Annotated in this window: 26 protein-coding genes, 12 tRNA genes and 1 rRNA gene; 2 read left to right on the top strand and 37 right to left on the bottom strand. The window is 46.6% G+C overall.

Annotation, left to right across the window (positions count from 1 at the left end; translation table 11 throughout):
• Positions 1-416 precede the first annotated feature (416 nt).
• From ppc to B212_RS30410, 24 genes are all read right to left on the bottom strand, one after another.
• Positions 417-3,209 (bottom strand): phosphoenolpyruvate carboxylase, encoded by a 2,793-nt coding sequence (gene ppc, locus B212_RS0100610; RefSeq protein ID WP_019908306.1) that lies wholly within the window; start codon positions 3,207-3,209, stop codon positions 417-419.
• Between the two features lie 298 nt (positions 3,210-3,507).
• Positions 3,508-3,789, bottom strand: coding sequence for a holin (locus tag B212_RS0100605; protein ID WP_019908305.1), 282 nt, complete (start codon positions 3,787-3,789; stop codon positions 3,508-3,510).
• 74 nt (positions 3,790-3,863) lie between these two features.
• Positions 3,864-4,544: a M15 family metallopeptidase gene (locus B212_RS0100600; protein WP_028530523.1), complete on the bottom strand. Its 681-nt coding sequence runs from the start codon at positions 4,542-4,544 to the stop codon at positions 3,864-3,866.
• Positions 4,516-4,908: a hypothetical protein gene (locus B212_RS34215; protein ID WP_019908303.1), complete on the bottom strand. Its 393-nt coding sequence runs from the start codon at positions 4,906-4,908 to the stop codon at positions 4,516-4,518. Before B212_RS34215 ends, B212_RS0100600 begins: the two co-directional genes overlap by 29 nt.
• Before the next feature lie 185 nt (positions 4,909-5,093).
• Complete coding sequence (locus B212_RS0100590) at positions 5,094-5,402, bottom strand: hypothetical protein (protein ID WP_019908301.1); 309 nt, start codon at positions 5,400-5,402, stop codon at positions 5,094-5,096.
• Between the two features lie 92 nt (positions 5,403-5,494).
• Entirely contained in the window at positions 5,495-5,644 is a 150-nt protein-coding gene (locus tag B212_RS34210; RefSeq protein WP_156830035.1) for a hypothetical protein, read from the bottom strand.
• 35 nt (positions 5,645-5,679) lie between these two features.
• Positions 5,680-5,991 (bottom strand): XkdW family protein, encoded by a 312-nt coding sequence (locus B212_RS30415; protein ID WP_019908299.1) that lies wholly within the window; start codon positions 5,989-5,991, stop codon positions 5,680-5,682.
• A 19-nt stretch (positions 5,992-6,010) separates the two neighbouring features.
• Positions 6,011-7,597 carry a C1q-like domain-containing protein gene (locus tag B212_RS0100575; RefSeq protein ID WP_019908298.1) on the bottom strand — a complete coding sequence of 529 codons (1,587 nt, stop codon included), beginning with the start codon at positions 7,595-7,597 and terminating at the stop codon, positions 6,011-6,013.
• 11 nt (positions 7,598-7,608) lie between these two features.
• On the bottom strand, positions 7,609-8,220 hold the full coding sequence (locus tag B212_RS0100570; RefSeq protein WP_019908297.1) for a putative phage tail protein: 612 nt from the start codon (positions 8,218-8,220) through the stop codon (positions 7,609-7,611).
• Between the two features lie 2 nt (positions 8,221-8,222).
• Positions 8,223-8,558 carry a hypothetical protein gene (locus tag B212_RS0100565; RefSeq protein WP_019908296.1) on the bottom strand — a complete coding sequence of 112 codons (336 nt, stop codon included), beginning with the start codon at positions 8,556-8,558 and terminating at the stop codon, positions 8,223-8,225.
• 12 nt (positions 8,559-8,570) lie between these two features.
• On the bottom strand, positions 8,571-9,593 hold the full coding sequence (locus B212_RS0100560) for a DUF2793 domain-containing protein (protein ID WP_019908295.1): 1,023 nt from the start codon (positions 9,591-9,593) through the stop codon (positions 8,571-8,573).
• 1 nt (position 9,594) lies between these two features.
• Positions 9,595-10,008, bottom strand: coding sequence for a hypothetical protein (locus B212_RS0100555; protein ID WP_019908294.1), 414 nt, complete (start codon positions 10,006-10,008; stop codon positions 9,595-9,597).
• A gap of 2 nt (positions 10,009-10,010) precedes the next feature.
• Complete coding sequence (locus tag B212_RS0100550) at positions 10,011-11,069, bottom strand: baseplate J/gp47 family protein (protein WP_019908292.1); 1,059 nt, start codon at positions 11,067-11,069, stop codon at positions 10,011-10,013.
• A complete protein-coding gene (locus B212_RS0100545) occupies positions 11,062-11,454 on the bottom strand; it encodes a DUF2634 domain-containing protein (protein WP_232231453.1) in 393 nt (130 codons plus the stop codon). Before B212_RS0100545 ends, B212_RS0100550 begins: the two co-directional genes overlap by 8 nt.
• A gap of 35 nt (positions 11,455-11,489) precedes the next feature.
• A complete protein-coding gene (locus B212_RS0100540) occupies positions 11,490-11,783 on the bottom strand; it encodes a DUF2577 domain-containing protein (protein ID WP_019908290.1) in 294 nt (97 codons plus the stop codon).
• A 6-nt stretch (positions 11,784-11,789) separates the two neighbouring features.
• Complete coding sequence (locus B212_RS0100535; RefSeq protein WP_019908289.1) at positions 11,790-12,755, bottom strand: XkdQ/YqbQ family protein; 966 nt, start codon at positions 12,753-12,755, stop codon at positions 11,790-11,792.
• Positions 12,756-12,764: 9 nt separating this feature from the next.
• Entirely contained in the window at positions 12,765-13,520 is a 756-nt protein-coding gene (locus B212_RS0100530; RefSeq protein ID WP_019908288.1) for a LysM peptidoglycan-binding domain-containing protein, read from the bottom strand.
• A 1-nt stretch (position 13,521) separates the two neighbouring features.
• Positions 13,522-15,444 carry a hypothetical protein gene (locus B212_RS0100525; RefSeq protein ID WP_019908287.1) on the bottom strand — a complete coding sequence of 641 codons (1,923 nt, stop codon included), beginning with the start codon at positions 15,442-15,444 and terminating at the stop codon, positions 13,522-13,524.
• Between the two features lie 192 nt (positions 15,445-15,636).
• On the bottom strand, positions 15,637-16,059 hold the full coding sequence (locus B212_RS0100520; RefSeq protein ID WP_019908286.1) for a phage tail assembly chaperone: 423 nt from the start codon (positions 16,057-16,059) through the stop codon (positions 15,637-15,639).
• 112 nt (positions 16,060-16,171) lie between these two features.
• A complete protein-coding gene (locus tag B212_RS0100515) occupies positions 16,172-16,642 on the bottom strand; it encodes a phage tail tube protein (RefSeq protein ID WP_019908284.1) in 471 nt (156 codons plus the stop codon).
• 1 nt (position 16,643) lies between these two features.
• On the bottom strand, positions 16,644-17,966 hold the full coding sequence (locus B212_RS0100510; RefSeq protein ID WP_019908283.1) for a phage tail sheath family protein: 1,323 nt from the start codon (positions 17,964-17,966) through the stop codon (positions 16,644-16,646).
• Positions 17,967-18,143 (bottom strand): hypothetical protein, encoded by a 177-nt coding sequence (locus tag B212_RS34885; RefSeq protein ID WP_019908282.1) that lies wholly within the window; start codon positions 18,141-18,143, stop codon positions 17,967-17,969.
• On the bottom strand, positions 18,140-18,562 hold the full coding sequence (locus B212_RS0100500) for a phage tail terminator family protein (protein WP_019908280.1): 423 nt from the start codon (positions 18,560-18,562) through the stop codon (positions 18,140-18,142). Before B212_RS0100500 ends, B212_RS34885 begins: the two co-directional genes overlap by 4 nt.
• A 485-nt stretch (positions 18,563-19,047) precedes the next feature.
• Entirely contained in the window at positions 19,048-19,578 is a 531-nt protein-coding gene (locus B212_RS30410; RefSeq protein ID WP_019908278.1) for an ArpU family phage packaging/lysis transcriptional regulator, read from the bottom strand.
• A 309-nt stretch (positions 19,579-19,887) separates the two neighbouring features.
• On the opposite strand from B212_RS30410, the gene B212_RS0100490 reads away from it, so the two are divergent.
• Together B212_RS0100490 and B212_RS0100485 are read left to right on the top strand one after the other, a co-directional pair.
• Entirely contained in the window at positions 19,888-20,331 is a 444-nt protein-coding gene (locus B212_RS0100490) for a transcriptional regulator (protein WP_019908276.1), read from the top strand.
• 45 nt (positions 20,332-20,376) lie between these two features.
• Positions 20,377-20,790 (top strand): ImmA/IrrE family metallo-endopeptidase, encoded by a 414-nt coding sequence (locus B212_RS0100485; protein WP_028530522.1) that lies wholly within the window; start codon positions 20,377-20,379, stop codon positions 20,788-20,790.
• Positions 20,791-20,902: 112 nt separating this feature from the next.
• On the opposite strand, the gene B212_RS0100480 is transcribed toward B212_RS0100485, so the two are convergent.
• The 13 genes from B212_RS0100480 to rrf all read right to left on the bottom strand — a co-directional run bounded on the left by B212_RS0100480 (position 20,903) and on the right by rrf (position 22,115).
• A tRNA-Pro gene (locus tag B212_RS0100480) sits at positions 20,903-20,976 on the bottom strand.
• A 16-nt stretch (positions 20,977-20,992) separates the two neighbouring features.
• Positions 20,993-21,066: transfer RNA gene (locus B212_RS0100475), tRNA-Gly, on the bottom strand.
• A 12-nt stretch (positions 21,067-21,078) separates the two neighbouring features.
• A tRNA-Pro gene (locus B212_RS0100470) sits at positions 21,079-21,152 on the bottom strand.
• A 17-nt stretch (positions 21,153-21,169) separates the two neighbouring features.
• Positions 21,170-21,246: transfer RNA gene (locus B212_RS0100465), tRNA-Arg, on the bottom strand.
• A gap of 7 nt (positions 21,247-21,253) precedes the next feature.
• A tRNA-Gly gene (locus B212_RS0100460) sits at positions 21,254-21,328 on the bottom strand.
• A gap of 8 nt (positions 21,329-21,336) precedes the next feature.
• Positions 21,337-21,420 (bottom strand) — tRNA-Leu (locus B212_RS0100455).
• Between the two features lie 13 nt (positions 21,421-21,433).
• Positions 21,434-21,506: transfer RNA gene (locus B212_RS0100450), tRNA-Lys, on the bottom strand.
• 5 nt (positions 21,507-21,511) lie between these two features.
• A tRNA-Gln gene (locus B212_RS0100445) sits at positions 21,512-21,585 on the bottom strand.
• 52 nt (positions 21,586-21,637) lie between these two features.
• Positions 21,638-21,713, bottom strand: a tRNA-Val gene (locus tag B212_RS0100440).
• A gap of 41 nt (positions 21,714-21,754) precedes the next feature.
• Positions 21,755-21,829: transfer RNA gene (locus B212_RS0100435), tRNA-Glu, on the bottom strand.
• Between the two features lie 11 nt (positions 21,830-21,840).
• Positions 21,841-21,916: transfer RNA gene (locus tag B212_RS0100430), tRNA-Thr, on the bottom strand.
• A 1-nt stretch (position 21,917) separates the two neighbouring features.
• A tRNA-Asn gene (locus B212_RS0100425) sits at positions 21,918-21,993 on the bottom strand.
• A 5-nt stretch (positions 21,994-21,998) separates the two neighbouring features.
• A 5S ribosomal RNA gene (gene rrf, locus B212_RS0100420) occupies positions 21,999-22,115 on the bottom strand.
• Between the last annotated feature and the right edge of the window lie 199 nt (positions 22,116-22,314).

Below are 22,314 nucleotides of genomic sequence, written 5' to 3'. Positions count from 1 at the left end.
AACATTTGGATTTCCGGTCGCTGTTATTGTCAGATTTCCTGATTGGAGACCGCTGCCCGCGGTAGAAATCTGACAATAAAGGCGAACGCTACCGCTCCTCCAATTCCAAATTTCCTCTTCGCCGCTCCATCCGCGGAAGTTCCAATGCCTGTTGCTCGCCCAAAATACATCTCGGCAACAATGGGGGGAGAGCAAAAGGCGGAAGCTGCTTGGTCTTGGCAGCTTCGTTTTACAAGCATAAAACACAAAAGCCCGTCCGTCCTCAAGTTACTGAGGCGGACGGGCTGGAAAAGCGGCTTTGCCGACTTCAACTACAACAACACAATAATTCAGAGACAAAAGATGCTTAGGTCAAAACCAAGACAACAAGATCAAGGTCATAAGCAGCTAGCGTGCATAAGTGACCGGCAAAGGCATCAGCCGGTATTCCGAAGACCAGCGGCAATGCCGTTGATGGTGAGCAGCACCTCACGCAGCAGCTCGGCGTCATCGCCTTCGACCTCGCGAAGGGCTCTAAGCTCGGATAGGAGCTGTACCTGCAGATAACTGAGCGGGTCCACGTAAGGATTCCGCAGGCGGATAGATTCCTGAATGACAGGAACATTATCCAGAATCTCCTGCTGGCCGGTGATTTTAAGAATCAGCTCAGACGTCAGCTTGAATTCAGCTTCGATTTGTCCAAAGATACGCTGACGCGCTTCCTCATTCTTACCCATGCCGGCGTATTCCTTGGCGATAATGAGATCCGCCTTGGCTATCGCCATTTGAAGCGTATCAATCAGCGTGGTGAAGAAAGAGAAATTACCATACATATCCTGCATAATCTGCAGGTTCTCTTCTTTGTCGTCATAGAAGCTCTGTAAGCCTGTTCCTGCGGCATACCAGGCCGGCAGCAGATAACGGCTCTGCGTCCAGGCGAAAACCCAAGGAATCGCACGCAAGTCTTCGAACCGGTCGCTGTTCTTCCGTTTGGAAGGGCGCGAGCCGATATTAAGCTCCCCGACCTCAGGAAGCGGAGTGGATTCCTTGAAGTAGCTTAAGAAATCAGGATCACGGAAGATCAGATCCTGATATTTGTTCAGCGAGACCTCAGAAATATCCGCTATAATTTGCTCCCATTTCTCTTCATTCAGGTCAGCCTCAGGTAATCTTGCATGCATCGCTGCCGTAACCAGAGCGGAGGTTGCCTGCTCGAGACTGCGGTAAGCAATGCCCTGCATCGAATAGCGGGAGGAGATAACTTCCCCTTGCTCTGTAATTTTGATGCCGCCGCCAATTGTCGAAGCCGGTTGGGCAAGAATACTACGGTTTAGCGGCATCCCCCCACGGCCAAGCGCACCGCCGCGGCCATGGAAAAATTTCAGTTTGATGCCAAATTTATCAGCCGTGGCTGTAATTTCTTTTAGAGCAACACGCAATTCCCAGTTCGCAGTGACTACACCGCCGTCCTTGTTGCTATCCGAATACCCCAGCATAATTTCCTGTAAATCATTCATTGCCCTTACCGCATCACGGTAGATCGGCAGGCTAAGCAGCGTATCCATGATTTGTGGTGCATTATGGAGGTCATCAATCGTCTCAAACAACGGCACAGCCTGCAAGGTACATACGACGGTACCATCGTTGTCTTTACGGAATAAGCCTACTTCCTTGGCGAACACCATTACCTCGAGAATGTCGCTTGTTGCTTCAGCCATACTGATCAGATAACTCGTAATACAATGCTTGCCGTACTCCTCTTGTGCCATAAAAATAGTACGGTATACCGAAAGACATTCTTCCGTACTCTCGGTGTATGTCTGGTATGGAGAAGTCAACGGACGCGGATCGTTCAGCAGTTTCTCCAGAAGCACGATTTTCTCGTTCTCCTGCAGTTTGGCATAATCCTGCGTCACGTTCATTTTAGCCAGAATCTCTGTCATCGCATTCTCATGCTCTTGACTGTGCTGGCGGACATCCAGTGTTGCCGTATGAAATCCAAACAACTCTACCTGGCGGATCAGCTTCTTAATGTAAGTATCCGCTACATAATCCGCATAGTGATGCCGCAGACTGCGGTCAATCACATTCAAATCATCTATAAATTCTTCCGGAGAGGAGTAGCGCTCCGCTGAGCCTTTCTTCTCATCGTCCATAACATTCTGCGTCTTGGCAATCATGTAGGCAAGCTTAATCCGGTAAGGCTCATTATCGTTATGCCAGGATTTCGCTTTATCCAGACTGATAACACTCCGGTCGGAATCAATGGATTCCAGCAACTCAGACGTCACTTTAACTATACTTGTACTAAAGCTCAGGTACTGCATCAGCTCACGCATAATCCGCTGATATTCCCGAATAGCCAGCTTGCGCTGCAAACGCAGAGTCTGCATAGTAACAGAAGAAGTCACCGATGGGTTACCGTCACGGTCGCCGCCGATCCATGAACCAAAACGCAGATACGTTGGCACATGCCAGTTCTGGCCCGGATAGTATTTACTCAAACATCGTTCAAGTTCTTGATATACGTCCGGCAACACCTGAAAAATAGTCTCATGGAAATAATACATTCCATTGCGCACTTCATCGAGAACTGTAGGCTTGCGGTCGCGCAGCTCATCCGTCTGCCATAAGGTTATAACCTCATTAAGCAGCTTCTCACGCAACTGTTCACGTTCCCGGAAGGTCAGCGTAGGATTATCCAACCCCATAACATCGTCGGATATCCGCTTATGGATATCGAGAATTGCCCGGCGCATGGCTTCCGTAGGGTGAGCCGTCATGACCAGCTCCAAAGACAGAGCATTCATTATCTCATGAACATCCTCATGCGAGAAATCCCGCTCCCGGAGCTCCTGAATTGCGCTCTCTATGGAACCAGGCTGTACAGTCTCCCCGGCAGATCGTTCATAATCACGTTTGCGGCGAATCCGGTGATTCTGCTCGGCAATGTTCACCAATTGAAAATAAATGGCGAACGCCCGTATCACCTGGTGGCGATTCTCCGGATCCAGTGAATTAATTAGCTCCTTGAATTCATTGTGCAGTTCAGGCAAAAATAATGAGCGCAGCGATTTACTGGACTCACGGATTTTCTCCACGATCTCCAGCAGTTCGTTGCCGCCTTGGTGAACCAAGACCTCGCCCAAAATATTCCCCAGGAACCGTACGTCACGCCGCAGCAGATTATTAGAAATGCTTTTGCTGACGGCAGTCGTAAGTTCGGTCATGCTGCTCCCCCCATCCTCTTCCGGATCAATGCTTTTAACATTGTCTATTTGAAGCTTTCCTCATATCATACAATAAAACTGCCTGGAAATCTCCAACTTTATTGCGCTGTAAAGCGATACAGCAATTTAGATTATACACCAATCCGGCTATTTATACAGTGCTAAAAAAAATATGTATTTCTTCCTATTATAATGCCTGATCCGCGTCGGGTTTATGTAGCAATTATGTAATTATACATTACGCAAATACACAAAAAAAGCCGCCTCCGAAGAGCCGGCTGTCAATTATGTTCACGCGTTATTTTTTGGTAATCCCGGGACGATTGTTGAAGGCCAATTCAAATAACCCTGTTGCGGATAAACCCGCTAGTCCTCCAGACCATAACCTGAGTGTAAGTTCCAGATCGGTAAAAGGATATGCGGCAGCTCCTATAAGCAACCCAATTCCTAGTCCAATGAAAGGTATAGTATTACGTGGAAGATTGATATTATTTTTGATTAGCTGTACGAGAGCAAGGGTAAACACAGCCAGTACAGATGCAAAGGCCATTACGTTATCCAGAATATCGTTCTTGATCATAGAAATCATTCCTTTCCGTTTCGCATTTATCTAAAACAGTTCCCAGTATTCGAAGTACAGATCCTGCGGACGCTCTAGCGGTTGCTGGTTATCTCCACGGTTCGGGTTGTGGAATCAAAACCCACTTTAGCCCTAAGCGCTTCCGCGACAGCCCGCACCGGCACATAGGTTACGCCATTCTCTAATAAGCCATCGGCAATTTTGACTCCGTTTACTTTTACAACTGCAATCACATCACTCTTCACAGCCTGCTCCTCCTTCTTATTCACCAGCTTATATGCTTCCTCTGAGGGCTTTGCGCCGGAGCGCAGACCCGCAAGCGAAAGTCCAAAACTCATCTGAAAATGTGGATAATCCTTGAAGCTGGTCCAGTCCCCGCCCCATTCAAAGCCGAGCAGTTTAGCTTGCTGTACCACTTCCAGCCAATCAGCAATTTGGTCCTTATCACCATCCCGCTTCATGTCCCACGACACGCTTGAGCCATCCGGCAGCAGTAATGCAAAATCAATAGCCAGCCCATAATTGTGATAGCTATATCCGCCTTTGGCGTTGGTAACAATTGCTCCCGGCTTGGTGCGTCCTTGTGCATATAACTCGTCTTGCTCGGCAATTGTCCGCAGCCCCTGAGTAATCAGAATCGGGACTCCGCATGAATAACAGCGTTCGATTAACGCAGTTGCTGCTGTGAGTACTGCAGAATGCAGGCCGATTAGGCGGGGAGCGGATTTATTTTTGATTTGGGATAGACTCAGTATGGCTTGCTCCTCCTTTCTTGTTCTCCGATAGAACAACAAATAGATCGTGACGCTTGGTAAACATAAGCAAGGTTAAAATGAGCAGCCCTGCAGTAGTTCCGGTTTGTGCAATAGCCCAGGCTGCTGTTTTGAGTGAAGCCAACACCGAATCCGCCCCAGACACACTTCCGAACCGAATCCAAATGGCGACAGCCATTTTCACGGTATAAGCACCAAGAAAGAAAAAAGCTGAAAGCATGAACAAACTGACCACCTTCGCACGAAGACGTCTGCGAAAATACAAAAAAAGCGCAGCTATCAGCAGCAGCGCACAAACAAAAGATATGGAATAAGCAAATAAAAGCAAAATATCAATGACGCCCATTGTCGACACCTCGATCATAGATTAGAAATTCGGCAAATCCATTATTTTGGATCTCTTCCTGAATCTCTTTGGATACATTCTTATATCGAAGAATGGAGAACATTACTCTGACTGAAGCTTTAGCTAGTTCCCTCTCTCTATCCCGGTGCAGGGGCGATAGTTGTTTGATCCATCCAGATAACAAGTTATCCTCCCCCGTCTTCTTCATTTAGTTCATGCACACCGCCCGCAGTGTGATCAATTTTCAACCTCTGTAGCACTTCAAGCGTAGGTGCCATAAAATCGGAACGCTCTTTGTCGAGAATATTCTGCAGACGATCTCTGTCTTCTTCAGCACGCTCGAGCAATTCACGCGGCACCAGATTTCCTTTGACAATCGAGCGCAACAGTACAAGAAAAATCATAAGCAGAATCAAGGCCACAATATAGGCCAGCCCATATTTATCAGCCAAAGGCAGGAGCTTCTCCAAGTTTGCAACGTCGTTGTTGTCCATTGCCTCACTCCTTTCTTTCTGGTTTCATAAAGATAGCCCCCGGGGGAATCCGAGGGCTATCTATAGACGCCACAATAGGCGTCATAATTGATTTATTCTTCAGTAAGAAGTTCAAAACCGCTATCAATCAAAATTTCTTTCACACCAGATTTTAAAGTATCCGGAACTTCTGTGAACTTAGTTTTCCCCAAGATTACGCGCTGTGCAAAAAACATAGCCATTATATAATCACCCACTTCCACTCTTGACATCCATCAGTAAACCCGGCGAGGCCATTCTAATAGATCTTCATGGCCATTTCAGCAATAATATCTTCAATAAAATCAGCTCGTTCAGAAAGAGCAGCATTCTGCGCCTTAAGCAGCGTATTCTCTTTTTGAAGCTTTTCAACTTCGGTTAGTTCTGTGAGCTTATTAGACTCCGCTTCCAGGTAGGCTTCCCAGGCTGCTTGCAGTTCGGCTTCTGTTGGTTGGGGAACTTCTAAGTTCCAGACGGCAATGTATGGGCCGTCTCCGTTGTCCCACACTTCAAAATCAAGAATTGGGTCCGCTTTAGGAAATAAAAATATAATGGCTAATGAGATATTCATCTTTTATTCCTCCTCTCTGTCACGCTACCCGGATAATTTCAAGCCGAGTCGTATCCGACCCTGTGCTAATCCACACAGCACTATCAACATAAATTTGAACCTGTACCGTTTGCCCTGGTTGAAGATAGAGTAACGTCTCACCGTTAACGATTTGGTGCGCTAAAGTAGTAGCGTAAACCAAGTCAACAACATAGCCAATACTACCATTAAGCAAAATTCTTATTTGAACTTGCTGGTTTACAGGAACATTAAGTAACATGGCAGATGCACGTACTTTATACCAGCCATCCTGCGGAGAAGTGAATATTCCCGCCGTTCCATTATATCCATTTGAATTATTTGTGGACACGCCCCCGTATTTGATGAAATTCCAAGTGTTTGCAGTAAGCGCATAAGCAGATACAGACATTGTGGACCATGTTATTGGACGGGACGAATGTGTGTTGTCTCCCCACGGACTAATAACTCCTGCCGAAGTTAGTACTTGACCACCATGCTGTGATTCGTAGCCATATGTCGAAGAAACCAATGTTCCAGTTACAGTTATTTTCCCTCCGAAATACGCTCTATACCCTACTGTATTGGCTGAACCTGATAAATCAGAAGTGAAAATTTTCGCTTCTACTTGAGCGTATACAGCTACGCCTCTATTCGATATTATACACTGTCCTAAATACATCATCGCTCCTTCATCAGCATTGAATGCATAAGAAGCTGAGTTTGCCGTAACAAGACACCGGTAGAAGAAAACCTCCTGCGTTGCAACGGCGTTGAATGGTGCCGCATCCGTTCTTGTTCCCGTAAACCCAATAATACGAACATTGATAGAATTGTAAAACACATCGAAACCATTAACCATGTGCGTTGTTGTTGCTGCGGAAGCCCCCTGAATTGTAAGGTTATTCGATCCGCTGAAACCAGCGACATTAACTTTTTCGGGATATGTCCCCGCTGCAACGTTGATAATTACTTGATGGTTAATTATTTGCGGTAATGCCCAAATTGCCTTACCTATTGTCTTAAACGCCCCGCCCGACGTATTCGCCAGCCCCGTATTATTATCATTACCATCTGTCCGCACATAAAAGGTAATATCCCCTGTCGTCTGCTGCGGAGTTGTTGTCAATAGTGGCCGGGCATTTAGCTGCCCTTGTATTCCGCTCGTCACCCCATCCAAATACCCAAACTCCGCGTTGGACACAACCCCCGTACCAATCTTCGATGCGTCAATCGCGGCAGCCGCATTGATGTCAGCATTCACAATAACGCCCGGAGCAATGGCAGTAAGGCCATCCCCTGTACTGGTCACGTCCCCTGTATGATTCGGATGCGAATAATTATTTGCCCCGGACGCTACGCCATCCAGCTTGTATTTATCGCTTGCTGCCATCAGCCCCGCTGTGCTAATAGTTGCTGTTGCTGTGGAAGCTTTAGCGTTCCAAGCAGTGCGTTCAGTTGCTGTAATATGCTTCACAGCATCCGCTGCATGATCCTGCACATTTTTTACGGCAGTATCCAAAATATCCATATTGCCGTTCAAATCCCCGATATCTACAATGTCTGTACCGTCCGGCTTTTTCAAGCCCAAGTTACCTGTAGTCTGCATGTTTCACACTCCTATTCGTATACTCTTAATTCGTTCCAGGTTCTTTCGTGCGCATTGCTCCAAGTGAGCGCCTTTAATGAATCCCACCAGGTATAGCTGTACACAAACTTATAATCCAGATGCGCTGGCTTAATCTCTTCAATAATTTGAATCAGCCCCGCCATATTCGCCGGAATACCCAGCGAGCCTACAAAACGGATTTCAAAACTGTATTCTCCCGGCACCTCCACAACCCGAACATCTCCTCCAGAAAAAGCGGATGCCGTCCGCCGGATCATTTCTGCAGTGGTGGTCCCGCTTCCGCGCAGCTTAGCCTTGATCATCTCTCTGCGGGTAGCATAGGATTTCGTACTGTCCGTAGTTAAAGCCAGTACATTCTCCCAACGCGCGAGTCCCCAGGTTGCCGATTCTACATTTGTTTGCAATGCGGAATCCTCAATTGAATAGGCGAGCCGTCCACATTCCACAGCATCGCTCTCCTGGAGCTGTTCCATTTCAAGCACACCTTGGTAATACTCAGGAAGGTATTCCATCAGGTCCGGCTTACCAAGCTCAGGTGCTTCTTGGCTGGACTGGCTGGAGGAATAACTTAATGTGCCATATATATTCTCACCATAGGCCATAGTCACACCCCTTTTAGCTGATTCCAGCTCAGCGGGCCTTTAGCCATATATTCATGCGTATGGACTGCAGGTGGGTACACCGCCGGCTTGCCATCCACGCCGGACCAGGGTACAGTATCCGCTTCCTGAGCATAATCTACCTTCCCGTTGTTGTTTGTATCGTAAATGCTTTTTAGCATATCGCCGGTGCTATGTGAAGCTACGAGCAATCTGTTAACACTGCCCGTCCCGATGTATAGCTTGCCCGTATCGGTGCAATAGCCCAGTTCGCCGACAGCAAGCGTGCCCAGCGCACTTTCCAGGCCGCGGCGGATTTGAATTAAAGTTTTTAGAGCCATAGTCGTCGCCCCCTAAAATGTGCCGCCATCAATACTCGCTACCATTAGCCGGTTGCCGTTTGAGATGTCGTAGACAATGCTGCTTCCGTCGATATTGGCCGCTACACCGCCTGAATCTACAAAGATCCCTTTACCAGCAGTCACTGCAATCGCATCTGCGGTAACGCCAATCCCGAAGCCTGCACCGATATTCAGCGTCACCGAATCGGCTTGACCACCACCGGTTAGACCATTGCCTGCTGTAATAGTCTGCAATGCTCCCCCTGTACGCACCCAAGCGCTGCCGTTCCAACTGTAAATTTTCTGCTCATCGTCTATATAAGCAGTCCAGCCGACAGCAGGCGCATAGTACACCCACGTGGCAGCTTGGTATTCCGCAATCTGATTGCTTTTACCCGCCCATACTCCTGCTGCTGCTAAGGGAACGATATAGCGGTCGCCTTCCGCTGGACTTACTGGAGGAACGGTGAGATTCTGGTCCTTTACTGAAGCCTGAGGCTCAATGTTATGCTTGGCCAGCTCGATTTCATTCTTAATTTTCTGTGCCGACCATAGGTCGGTAATTGCTGTTCCCGTATCATTGATCACACGGTGCTTCGCCGCATCGTCAATATGGGCTTTTATTTCCGCTGCCGTTTTGACATTTGTACCGTCAGACACTCTGTTGATATGTCCCGCAGTAATATCCGCTTTCAGCACCTTCGCATATGTTGATCCATCGGCAAGGTCATCCACCGTTCCCGTCAGATCACTTAGCTTCTGTGAATTGGTCCGGTGCCAGGTTGAACCGTCGTCGAAGTATAAGTATCCGTTATTGGACCCGCTGGTCACATAATAAAAGCGCCCCACAGATGCCGCCGCCGGACGCGAAGCCTCTGGACCTGACAGCGCATGGCCGACCATAAAATTGGAGGCACCGTCACCAATATAGACTTCCTTTGTATCCGTACAGAAGCCCATCTCACCTGTCTGCAAAACTCCGTAAGCACCAAGCTCTGCAAGCGTGCCGCGTTTAAGCTGAATCGTTTGCCCCATTTTACACCTCTCTTCTAAATGTCCCTCCGTCTATGAGTCCCTCACTCTTATAGCGTTCCAATTCACTTTGAGCGGCAGTAAGCCCCCATTGCAGAACATTAATATCATCCGCCTCCACGGTATCCCCTGGCGTCTCGTAGGTGACATACACCTCGGGCACCTCTGCAAAAACTCTTATGGTCCGCCGCCAGGGCGCGTCATCCGGGAAGGAAACTGAGAAATTTCTCAGCTCTATCCCGCTGTAATGCGGCCCTGAATACACGGCTATGGTCTGGTTGTTAATATTGTCATGCGCAAGCAAGCCACTATAAATTCCATCTGTAAGAATGAGCTTCTCTTCAATAACATAGCTGCCGCCGTTTGCTTTTTTGTTCAGCTTGTCCTTGAATACATCAATCTGCTCGGGGTAACCCATCGCTACACCTCCAGCTCAACATTGCTGAACAATGGCACTTCAGTTTCTGTTAGTATTACATTTCCAACTCCGCCGTTCAGCTTCAATTCGCTATAGTCCACAGTTCCCTCTGTATCCAGCAGCAGCGAGCCAATCACAGATTGGCTGATGTAGGAAGCAGTGAAAGCCTTCTCCTTACGGTACTTTTCCAATAGCACCTTAAAAGCATCAATAACCGATTGCAGCGAATATCCGGGAGCAAGTATAACCTTGGCGCTTACGCTAATGTTTTTTCCTGTTGCCGAGACTACGGTCACCACCGCGCCTACCGGTGCTTGTCCTTCACCTTGTCCCGAAACCGGATCAATATATTGCTGCACCTGAGAGACAAGCAGTTCGGAGGCAGGCTGCTTTTGCGAATCTACGATGACAACCTTCACCGTCTTAGGACCGTTCCACAGCGGGAATACCCGGCTGCCTCCCACCCCATCAACCTGCATCGCCCATTCCATATAATGATATTTATTTCCGCTCGTTGACGGACGTCTCGCCGAGTCGAAATACCGTTGACGCAGCAAGTCATCACTCTCCGCATTTTCACCGGGGATCAACAGTGCCGCAATCTCACCACGCGCCAGATCAGGGATGTAATCAAGGGGCAGCAAAGAGCCGAAATAACGGTTTCCCTCTTCTCCTGCTGCTTCACTTTCCATCCTGTAGGTTCCTGGAGCCAGCTTCTCTACTGCTGTATAATGCAGCAAATCAAGTGAAAAACGACTGCCAAGCGGAATATCCAGCAGCCCATTAGCACTGTTATAGAACCTTCCTTTAAGCTCAGCTTTACTCGCTGCACGCCTTGTAATCCCCGACCAGGCAATGCTGCGTTCCAGGTACTCCCCAGTAGCCGTATCTGCAAAAACTAAATTATTATTTACATCCAGCTCAATATACATCTGCGCCATCTCAGCCGCAGCCGGAGCCAGCGCATCATAGATGATGCTGCCTTCACGCTTGTCCAGCCCTGCCGGAATCCGCTCCAGCATTCGTTCAAGCAATGCTTCATAGGTCTGATCTTCATACACCCTCACTCCACTCCTTTCTCAGCTCGAAATTACCGTAATACGTGACGACAGTGCAATTGAGGATAACATTATCTCCGTTAAAAGAAATCTCCACATCCTCCAAACTACGAATTCGCTCATCCTCGAGCAAAGCTTCACTTACACTCCGCCTTAGCTCCGATCTGGCGAGCAGGCGGTCTCTGCCAAGCACCAGGTTCCACTCAGTTCCGTAATCTGAACTATAGATCAGATGCTCATAACGTTCGGTTTGAAGAACTTTGACTGCTGCCTGCTTGACGGCCTCCAGCGTATCAATAGTGCCTAATATCCGTTTGCGTTCCCAGTCCATTCTATAAGTAAGACTTGGGATTTCTGAGCTCTGGCTAATGGCTTCGCTCTCCAACAATGACGTTATAGGTCCTGCCTTTCCAAGGGCTGGGATCATAAATTCACCAGCCGATCCAGAACAATATAGCTTTGTCCTCCCTGCATGCGGATCAACAGCACACGGTCCCCGGATTCAAGGCCCCGTCGGATCAGATAGCTTTTACCGTCCAATTCAATTCTGCTTTCCATAACTGTTTCTGGGAGGACAAGTGCAGGGCCGGAAAGAATAAACCGTTGATCCACCTGAATCTGCAGAGGCTTTGTAGCCGTCACCGTTCCATAGGAAAAAGCCACCGGATTCGTATTGGATACGGCTCCGAGGCTCGCTTTTTTGATAATATCCAACATAAACCTTTACACCACCTTTATATCTAGGGACATGGTATGCTCCCCACCGGAAATCTTATGGCTGCATTGATCCACCAGAAAAAGCTGCGTGTCGAATTCGTCCAGCAGTACATATATGAAGTTGCCTGCCCTTACCCGCATGTCGCCGATTGCCTGGACAGAGAGACTCAGCTTCTCCCGGTTATGCATTTTCAACAAATTATTGGCTTTTTCCTGAATCTGTGCTGCGTTCGCCTTATCATCAGCCTTCTGGTATAAATGCAACAAGCCCCAGCGTTCCACATTTTCCTTATCCGATACCGGATAGATGTCTCTCTTGCCTGATTGCTCGTTATCTTTGTACAGAAAGATTGTGTTGTACGTCTCCTCATCAATGCTTCGTTTCAATGAATAGTCATATAGATAATGCCCTGCTCCTAAAATCACATTCAGCAGCATATTCTCGCTACTGCGCAGCGTCAGCTTTCCAAAATCATCATAAAAAGCCATCAGTTGTCCCTTATACTGAAGTTCGCTGCCGATAGCCCCCATTATGATATCGAGCAGTTTTTTATCATCTTCAATCAGGGAGGGTATTTTGTACTTAGCGGCATCCAGCACACCTGTCTGCAATCCGTAGTCCTTGGCAATCTTTTGTATCAGTTCGCTTACGGTAACATTCTGGAGCACATAGCTACCGTTCCCCAGTAAATAACGGATCTGATCATACGCAGTCAGCTTAATTTCTTGGTCAATCCCCGTATCTATACTGAATACAAAACCATAAAATACGTTAATTCCATCTTTACTGAACTGTATAATATCCCCGTTGCTGATCCCAAACTTCGGATGCTGGTAAATACCACTGTCAACTAGAGTCAGATCCAGAGTAGAGGGCTTGCCGGAACGCGATGTCTTCCAGGTAATATCCGTTGCGATACCAGAGATATCCCAAATCCTTCCTTCCTTGTTTTTCACAAGCAGCTCCACCATCGTCCCCTCCTATGACAACTTAATGACTCTGCCGACTTTAAGCTTCTTGAGCTCGCTATCGGAAATGCCATTAAGGTTCTGGAGTATCTTATATTTGCTGCTGTCGCCGAGAAACTTCTGGGCAATCTTCCCAAGAGTATCCCCTGCTTTTATGGTATAGGTAGCTGGTGCAGATTTATCACTAGAACGCTTCTGCTGTGCCTTGACTTCTCCCTTTACAACTTTTGCAGCGACAGCCTGATAGAATACATACTTCTTAAGTGCCAGTGTATACTCAATATCCCCGGAAGTTCCCGCGCTGAGCTTCCATGTAAAGCCTTCGATGCTAGTGGCCATATTAATTCCCATTTCACCTGTAAAAATCTTCCCCGCATTCGCTTTTGCCAGCGCGAGCCAATCTGGTTCCATGTTGCTCTGATCTGCGGCACGGTTATCCAGCGACTTCAGCCCGGTAAATACAAATCGTATTGGCCTGCGGCTCACCATCCATTTTTTAATCAGCTCCACATATTCATAAGGCTTCAGCAACTTACTCGCCTCATCTCTCCGGTACACAACAAACGGATAATACTGCGCCGGAAATACACTCTCTATAGTGATTTCCGTCAGCTTGGGATAGGCAATAGTATTAATTTCACCCAGGTCAATGATGGAGTAGCTTTTTCCGTCACCAGACTCCTTAATCTCCAACGTTTCGGGATTGACCGGCAGTCTGATAGCCTCTTGATAGTTGTTGTAGCTAAGAAAAAATCCATACTCTTCCACGTTACGTATACACCCCCTGGGCCGTTGAGACAAACTCCTCATTCAGCTTCTGCCCAATCTTCGTAATAATGGAGTCAATATCTCCAGCATTATTAATATTACCGGTTGTTACCTGAACAGTTGGTGTTAGCTCTACGAAATTCTGGATTGCCTGAATCTCTGCCAGCTCGCGCAGCATTTTCAGATCATCGCTGGAGATGTCTACGGTATCGTTAATAGCGCCAACTTGATTGACCCGGTTAACGGTGTTTAGATTACCATTTTGATTGGCAAGAATACTTGTGGGATTTGAAGGATTTCCATTTCCATTCATTGGATTAGTTAAATCTTTGGCTTTCTCAGTAGCAGATCTCCCCATATTGGAGAAATTTTTCGTGAAATCAACTCCACCTTGTTGATAACTTTTGAAACTGTCACCTACATTTACATAGTCCCACATCTCAGTATTACGTTTGGGTTTATCATCAGGTTTGGGTTCAAGTGTCTTAATTCCTTGGCGGTATTTATCAATCAGATCACTGGCAGCATGAGGTACTTCCGGATCTAGCATATCTATCTTAATTTTCCCGATACCCAATTTTTCAAAGAAGGGAATTTTGCTTAAAGAATCTATCATAGAATTAAACTGTGTAAGGACCCAGTTAATGGCAGTAGCCATCACCTTCATAAACCCTCCGGCAAAATTCTCCGCCCCAAGTGCCATGTTATAGAGTACATCAAGCGCACCGGTCGCTAGACCATACAGGAACTCTTTAACTTTATTAACGGCCGTATTGAAAATATTTACAATTGCATCTCCAACCAGATAAAATATGTTGCGCATCCATATTCCTATGTTTTGCACTATGGCCACCAACACACCAAAGGAACCTGCAATTGCTCCTACAACATCAGATGCAGATACACCAAGCTGCTGTAAAATCAGCACTAAAAGCGCAATAACCCCAATAACAATCAGAATCGGCCAGTTGGCTGCTAACCAGGCAGCGGCGAGCATATAGACTTGAACAATCATCGCTGCTAAGTACACAATAGCAATGGCTTCAAGAATCGGTTTAATGTAAGACCAATTATCTTGAACAACCCCAACCAGCCACAACAATCCATTAACCACCATAGAAATGACATTAGCAATGAATAGAAAGCCGTTAGCCATAGCATCAATAATCGGCATTAATTGGCCTGAGGTCAGTGCCTTATTAAGAGTGTCCATTACCGGACGCAGTGCTCCCAACGCTTTCGCTCCAATTTGACCGAGAGCCGTATCAACATTATCATTGAGCGTATTCCAGTCCACAATATCACTTGGCTTTGCCGCAGATTTTACCGCTTTCTCACCAAAGGATTTGACCCTATTAAAAGGGTTTACCACATTGGCGGTTTTGAGAAATTTCATTATTTTGGAGTCTGCTGGGACTGGTGGCGGCGATGGAGGTGGCGGTCCTTTCACAAGATTTATCTTGGGCTTGGGAGAGGCTTCAACGGTCACTTCCTTATTTTTCGGCTCTGGCTTCTTCTTTTCCTTAAGCCCTTTCCACCAATTTACTTTTTTTGCCTTCTCTTCTTCAGGTGGTACATTTTTATCTGACGGTGAAGTGCTCAAAGCGCTAACAGCTAACTGCTGAGATTGCGAGGCCTGCTGGCTTTGCTCCATTACAAGATCTCTGGACACACTTAGCTTTGGGGGCATCCGTTTAAATCCATCCAGCAAGGTATCATTAATTACTTGCAAAGACTGATTAAGCCTGTCCATAGACCGATTCATTCCATCCGCTGACCGCTTCACCGTACTCTGAACCGCTTTGATGGAGCGATTTACAATATCCAGATTAGCATTCATACGCACACACTGCTTATTTATCGCTTTCCAGATCACAAGCGACTTACGCGACACTAATACCATTTTAGATACATCTATCTCCATTCGTTCACCCCCTTTATCTTCTCTTACCCTTGTTACGCGATTGCTCCCGTTTCTCTTTGTCCACCCGTACCGAGATCATGGCGTATATAGCTGCTCGTTCACGTGTAGAGAACCTCATAAGCTCATGCGGCAATATGTGCAGTTCGTGGAGGGCGTAGTAGGCCAGGTTAGCCTCACCATCACCCTCGTTGATCAGTTTTTTACTTCATCTACCAATTCGTTCATATCAGTGTCGAATCCATTCAGTGCCTGTACACGCTCACCAAGCGCTGCAAACTCACCAGGAAGTAGCATCTTTCGCAGCAGCGCTTCTGCTCCAAGTACCCCATAAGACCGCTGCAGCTCAGAATTCTTCAGATCCGGATATACTACACTCGAGGTCATTAGCTTAGCCATATAATCATTGGGGTCAATTTCTGTTGAATAGGTGCCATTTTTCCCTTTTATTTTCCGTGTAGCCGCTTTCCGGCATTCCTGATTCTCATCCTCGTTCATACTGCGTAGCTTCCAAGCAGCGGCTTTGCCCTCTGTATCTTTAAATCGCTGCGAGACCACAAATTCCTCTGTCGTGTCAGATGCTGCATTTTGTGCAAAAAACAAACTTAATTCGCTCATTGTTTTCCTCCTGATATTTTGATTATTTTAAGCAGACTGAGAAGAGACCCGCCGCTCCCTACACGTCCGGGTCATTCTTGCTCACGTCTATATTTACTTCAGGCACATATTCTTAGAGGCCAGAACCTGCCGGAGCATTAAAGGATTGCATAAGCTCCACATCTTCAAAAGTAAAGCTCACTTCTTCTTCAAGAGCATCCGATTCGGTATCAAGTGAAGCCATAATGACACTGTCCAAATTTACAGATTTGAGCATCATTCGTTGTGCTCCAACACTAGACGAAGGGTCTTCATTCGTGACTACAATGTCAAAATACTGATCTACGCCCGTTTTCATATATTCCAGCATCAGTTGGCGGAAACGGCTGGTCATATAGAAAATTGTCATCGACCCGCTGCCGGACCACCCTGTTGCTTTATGCTGAACCCCCCGGCGCCCGAGTGTTTTCACTTCCGCTTTCTGCTTCTCAACAGTCGCTTCCAGCGTCTTCACATAGAACATTTCTTCCGTTTGACCATTGATAGTTGCAAAAGCACGGCCTTCCTGGCCGGAGAGGGTATCGCTGGCTTTCAAGAATGTCATCTTAGACCACCTTCACTTTCATATATACTTTTTCTACGGAATCAACCGGCTTCACGGCAATATCCAGCACGACACTGTCACTATCAACTCCTGCTGTTACCACAATGTCAGTCTGTGAATTGAAATTATCAATAGCACCGAGGTTCTGCAGATCGTTCATATAAGAAACGCATTGGGACCAGAAAAGCGCACGGCCGTCTACATTATTCGCTACCTTTCCAATGAAATAATTCTCAAAAATTCTTTTCAAATCACCGGAAACCCCGTCCAGTACACGCAATACCCGATTTTTCGAAAAAACCTTGCCTTTATCCGGTGAAAATCCAGTGAAGGTGTTGATATCCTGCTCCACCACAGCACGGCCTCCATTATACGTAAAGAGCATTTCACCACTCGTCAGTGCCGATACCGTCTCGGTATGATTGAAGCGTACATCCGCATCAACGGCATCATCATAAGCCTGATAAGTTAACGATTCGTTTACTGCAGCTCCAGCAGTTGCACCCGCAACCCATGCCACTGCATTCGTTTTATCAATGGTTGTGCCATCGCTGAGCACTACACCGTTCGCCACGCTGATAATTCCTTCATGATCGGCCATTGCATAGTCGGATAGTACCGCCTGTACCTTCTTGCCTTCTGTATCACGCAAACGCTTCACAAATGAGGTATACAGTGCCTTAAGTGAGTTATCCTGTGACAAAAGGCCGACCGTCTGGAAATCCTGCACCTCCAGCAGAGTCAAAAATTCACTGTGCTCCGCACTCGTTACCGTACCGTTAGCACCGCCCGTAAGGGGCATGCCAGCAGTCAGTGTCAAGCCAGCCGAACCATTTTCCTTAAACTCCACATATTCATTGGACGTAAGTTCCAGTGCAGAAGCAATAGTTTGTTTATCCAATTTTGTGCTGCCTAGCAACGTACTTACATCGAACAAAGCGTCGTTATCAATATTTTTCTCAATAGTCACAGAAAGATTATTGCCGCGTTCACCGCCGTATTTTGCTGTCACCTGCAGACCGTTATTGGTCACTGCTGCTTTTACACCTTCATTCAAGCGGTAGAGCAGCAGAGTGCCTGCACGTTTCAGCGCTTCCCGCACCGGAAGCAGTACAGTATCCGTCAGATCATAACCAAGCAGCTTTTTATAATCATCCTGTGGTGTAAGCTTCAGAATCGTTCCTGCTTTCCCCCAAGGTAAGGAAAGAGCGAGAGCTGTAATTCCGCGCTCCCCCATTTTACCTACTGCGCTTCCGTTGGACACGACATTCACGTATACCCCCGGACGCACCTTGTTTTGTGTTGTCCATGTTCCTCCAGCCATTTAGATAACCTCCTTAGTTAGAAAAAGCTCCAGTAATTGCTTTGCTTCATTTAGTGTGTAACTTTGATTCTCCTGCAGCACCACGTCCAGCACATCTTTTTCTTTAGGTGAGAATAATGCCGATTCCCTAATCTGCTTTTTGCCAAAAATACTTGCATTATTGTCAATTGCACTCATTTTAATCGTTCCCCTTCTGTAAAATGCCCCATCATCTTAACCCCAGGTTCAGGCTGTAATTCCTTATGAAGATAGAGCATATAGTCCACTGTAAAAAGCGGTCCTTTTCCTTCTGTTCCAGCCTCCCAAGCCTGTCGCATCACACGAAAAGAAGGTTGTTCTCTCTCTCTCATCGCAAGCGCTTCGCATAATCCGTCAGCCATTCCTTCTGAATCCAGCAAACCACCCTGCTCATATCGGATCCCATAACGATACACAGCCATATATTTGCCTTCCCTTTGCCGGTCATAGGTTGACGAGATCAGTTCCACTCTGAAGTACGCGATCTGCGGTTTATTCCCATCGACATATACAGGTACATCAGGAAAAGATTTTTCAAGTGCAGCAATAATATTCTCCCTTAATTGTTGTACAGTCATGGTTACATTCCTCTCCACAGCCGCAACTGCGGCCGTTCCTTGATGCTATGAATCATTAAATCCATTAACATAATTGTGTACATCCCTCCAGTTTATGTTGAAATAAAAAACGAATATCACCCTCTACAGCGGCAATACTCGTCTTGATCTATGGCATCTGCCAGAAGAAGCTTTCACCGCAAAAAAGAGGAGCTGCCTCTTAACAGGCACGATATCAGCAGAGCATTCATGCTCCTGCGGTGTCCTTCTGCTTCATTTGCCATGTTATAATCATACCCGCTTTATTTCCGCATAGAGCCGATATTAGGTCGAGATTTGGGAGAGCTTATAGATGAACTAGGGATGTTTTAAGCTGGAAAAAGAGGCGCTCTTTTCAATGAACATTCCGCACTTAGTCTTTCCCGGCAAAAAAAGAAAAAGACTGCATCATCCAATCGGACGATACAGCCTTCGTATTACGCTCTATGTTCATGCTTTCTTTCCATTCATAAATTCACTTCCATAACAGGAGCTGGCTCCCCTCTACTCTCCGACCCTTCTTTGTTCAAAGGCGATCCCTTTTTCATTAGCGAACCCAGCGACAACAACCCAAGATCCGTAAGTGCCAGAGCCATCTTGTAAAATGCCTTTGAGCGTATCTTAACGTACGTATCTTTGCTGACCGGCGGATCAAACACATGATTATATACCGTGTAATCATATATTTCATCTCTGCGCATATATCGTTCTTGGACAAGTTGCTGCTCCCGCTTATTAAGCCTGTCCACTACAGAATCCAAAGTAGCGCAGTAGGCCCTTCTTGCAGCAGGAACATCTACGTTATGAGTGGCTATGGCTGCAGTCTGATCGGTAATACTATTAGTCGGTCCGTGAAATCTTTCCGTATAAGAATAAGTAATACCCGCTTCTTTGGCTTCAAAAGTAACTGTCTTAAAAATGCGGTATTTCTCCAATAAGCTCTCTATAGCGACCTGAGTACGGCGGCGGTCCAAGTCGGGCAGTGAGGATAAATTCATTATTATATACACTCCTTTGCATTTGGGTCTGAATTGAGGTAATTATTGCAGAAGTCTCCTGAGAAATGTGGTAAAATTCTTCTTGTTCGTATTCTGTTCGCCTTTTTCAATAATATACCACCTTATCACCAATTCCGTAAAATCCCATTTAAGGTCGTTTACGAGGAGAAAACACCTCTTATCACGCTTTATCTTACCATCACATCACATATTACCTTTTGGCATTATTAATCGTTTTTTGTTTACCTATTGGCAATTATGCCTTATATTATTAACAACAGGTTAATAGGTGATAAGGAGTGGTTAACGATGGCAGGAGATTTCGGGGAATATCTGAAACAGCTTCGGGAGCATAAAGGCCTGACAATCAATCAACTGGCTTCACTTGCGGGTATCAGCGGAGCGCAGATCTCACGAATTGAGAACGGATTAAGAGGGGTGCCTAAGCCAGCCACCTTACGTAAGATCGCTGAGGCAGCGGAAGTATCCTATGAAGAGCTTATGGAGCATGCAGGATACTTGGCCGAGGATTTGTTGAGCAATACCGAAGGCAAGGCTCCAGAGTGGGCTACAGAGAAGGATAAGCGGGATTTCCGCAAAATGCTGGAGGATGACGGGGAACTTATGTTTGATGGAATTCCTTTAAATAAAGAAGACAAGCAGCGGATCAAGGATGTGCTGACCGGCCTTTTCTGGGAAGCCAAGCAGATGAATAAAAGAACTAAACCCAAGCACGAATCAGGCACCGATTAATAGCTAGGCGACATTACAAACACTAACATGCTGCGGGTGAAGAATATGGATGAGATAATCAATAAGTTGATCAAAAAATATAAAACCAACAACCCTTTTGAGCTCTGTGAGGCACTGGGCATTCATATTCGATTCGTAAACCTGGGAGAAAGCACGAAGGGTTTGTATTATCGCAAACTTAGAAGAAGATTCATTGTTATTCATAATGAACTGCCTATAGAGTGGCAGCGTTTTGTGTGTGCACATGAACTCGGCCATGATCGCCTGCATAAAGGAATAAACCGGTTCTTTTTAGAGGAAAATTCCTATTTTTCACCTGGGAAGCTTGAGCGTCAAGCTAATTTATTCGCCATTAAGCTATTATCGTCAGGTAGTTTTCCCGAACAGGATGAATCCTTAATAAGTTATTATCTTCGGATTGGCATCCCATCGGAGGTCATCTTTTTTTCAAAAGATTAAAAGAACATATATTAATTATAACTAAAATGAAATCATCAATTTTTCAACTTAATGTAAAAACAAAAAAACTCTTACCAAAGTAAGAGTTCATTGCCAGCTAAAAGCTGAATTATCGGGATGACACGATTTGAACATGCGACCCCCTGGTCCCAAACCAGGTGCTCTACCAAGCTGAGCTACATCCCGAAACAATATAAGATTATGGAGCGGGTGATGGGAATCGAACCCACGCTATCAGCTTGGAAGGCTGAAGTTCTACCATTGAACTACACCCGCGCAAATATAAAATCGGGATGACACGATTTGAACATGCGACCCCCTGGTCCCAAACCAGGTGCTCTACCAAGCTGAGCTACATCCCGTTATTTTGTAAAATAAATGGCGCGCCCTGAGAGATTCGAACTCCCGACCTTTTGATTCGTAGTCAAACGCTCTATCCAGCTGAGCTAAGGGCGCAAAATTATGGAGCGGACGACGGGAATCGAACCCGCGACCCTCGCCTTGGCAAGGCGATGCTCTACCGCTGAGCCACGTCCGCAAATTAAGTGGTGCGCGTGAAGGGACTTGAACCCCCACGTCGTAAGACGCCAGATCCTAAGTCTGGTGCGTCTGCCATTCCGCCACACGCGCACAATAATAAAAGTGAGCCATGAAGGACTCGAACCTTCGACACCCTGATTAAAAGTCAGGTGCTCTACCAACTGAGCTAATGGCTCGCATTTGGCAGGGGATATAGGATTCGAACCTATGATGACGGAGTCAGAGTCCGTTGCCTTACCGCTTGGCTAATCCCCTTCGATGGATACCTATAAAATTCCCACAATCTCTTCTAACATGAGGACGATTATGGTGGAGGCTGAGGGGTTCGAACCCCCGACCCTCTGCTTGTAAGGCAGATGCTCTCCCAGCTGAGCTAAGCCTCCATATCTAAGGTTGTCCTCTAGGGAAAATGAAAAATCATAAATGGTGACCCGTATGGGATTCGAACCCATGTTACCTCCGTGAAAGGGAGGTGTCTTAACCCCTTGACCAACGGGCCTTAAAAACTTGTGGAGCTCTCAACCGGATTCGAACCGGTGACCTCTTCCTTACCATGGAAGCACTCTACCTACTGAGCTATGAGAGCATGGCTCCCCGAACAGGACTCGAACCTGTGACAACTCGATTAACAGTCGAGTGCTCTACCAACTGAGCTATCAGGGAATAATGCTTGGCGGCGTCCTACTCTCCCAGGACCCTTCGGTCCAAGTACCATCGGCGCTGGAGGGCTTAACGGTCGTGTTCGGGATGGGTACGCGTGGAACCCCTCCGCTATCGCCACCAAACGTGCACTTGTGGAACAAGCGCCGAGCGTAACATTCGGTCGTTCACGGCTGTGCCGATGAATGTGTGCGCGATTGATTGTTCAGGAACTTGATTCCTGAAAACTGAATCCGAAACGAAACCTGCGTTTTAGTTCTTTGGATAAGCCCTCGACCGATTAGTATTGGTCAGCTCCACACGTTACCGTGCTTCCACCTCCAA

Source organism: Paenibacillus sp. HW567 (assembly GCF_000374185.1).
Lineage (GTDB): Bacteria > Bacillota > Bacilli > Paenibacillales > Paenibacillaceae > Paenibacillus_AQ.
The sequence above is the reverse complement of the archived record's forward strand: the minus strand, read 5'-3'. Positions and strand labels throughout refer to the sequence as shown.